This is a genomic window from Aquirufa sp. ROCK2-A2 (genome assembly GCF_054558485.1).
In genome coordinates, this window is the sequence record NZ_JBPXKA010000021.1 from 1 (window position 1) to 1,033 (window position 1,033).

The 1,033-nt window shown below is 43.2% G+C and carries 1 tRNA gene and 1 rRNA gene; both read right to left on the bottom strand.

Going from position 1 to position 1,033, the window contains the following annotated elements:
* Window positions 1–430: ribosomal RNA gene (locus tag V7S76_RS13250) — 23S ribosomal RNA — on the bottom strand; the annotation flags it as partial.
* Window positions 431–713: 283 nt separating this feature from the next.
* A tRNA-Ala gene (locus V7S76_RS13255) sits at window positions 714–790 on the bottom strand.
* Window positions 791–1,033: the final 243 nt, after the last annotated feature.

Sequence of the window (1,033 nt, forward strand, 5' to 3'; positions counted from 1 at the left end):
CAAAGGGGATTTCTCCAGTCCCCCCCTACTCAGGATACTCCTACAATTAAATAAACTTACCATTACAGGGCTCTCACCTCCTACGGCCCGCCTTCCCAGACAGTTCATGTTCATTTATAAAATCGATGTCGAAGTCCTACAACCCCAGTCTTGCCGCAACAACACTGGTTTGGGCTAATCCGCGTTCGCTCGCCACTACTTACGGAATCACTTTTGTTTTCTCTTCCTCTGCTTACTTAGATGTTTCAGTTCAGCAGGTTTGCTCCTCGTCATTAGACGGGTACTAGATCTTCAATCTAGTGGGTTGCCCCATTCGGAAATCTTCGGATCGAAAGTCTTGTGCACTTCCCCGAAGCTTATCGCAGCTTAACACGTCCTTCATCGCCTCCAAGAGCCTAGGCATCCCCCATACGCCCTTAATTCACTTACTATTGTATATCTCTATACTTAATTTGCTCTTACTCTTTACTTTTTTCTCACAATATGTCAAAGAACCTTGTGTATCCATATATCCAACCTAAGTCTTCCTTACTTCTACATCGTTATACCTCTAATCTAAACCGTTGTCTAGATCGGTACCTGTAATCATTACTCTTTCTTAATCTATTCTTCTAATTATCACGTTTGATAATAGAATTAATCTCTCCTCTTTCTCTTTTCTCTCTTCTTTTTTCTCTTCTCTTTTCTCTCTCCTCTTTTCTCTCTCAAAAAATTGGTGGAGAATAACGGATTCGAACCGTTGACCCCCTGCGTGCAAGGCAGGTGCTCTAGCCAGCTGAGCTAATCCCCCAAATGTTGGGATCTCTTTGTTATTCTGTTTTCATTAAACTCGTTTGTTCAATGTTTTTATCTCTTTTCTCTCTTCTCTTTTCTCTCTTCTCTTTTCTCTCTCCTCTTTTCTCTCTCCTCTTTTCTCTCTCCTCCTCACAGTTCCCTCTCTTTGCTGCATTTGCATGCCAAGCGTGGTGGGCCTGCGTGGACTCGAACCACGGACCTCTACATTATCAGTGTAGCGCTCTAACCACCTGAGCTA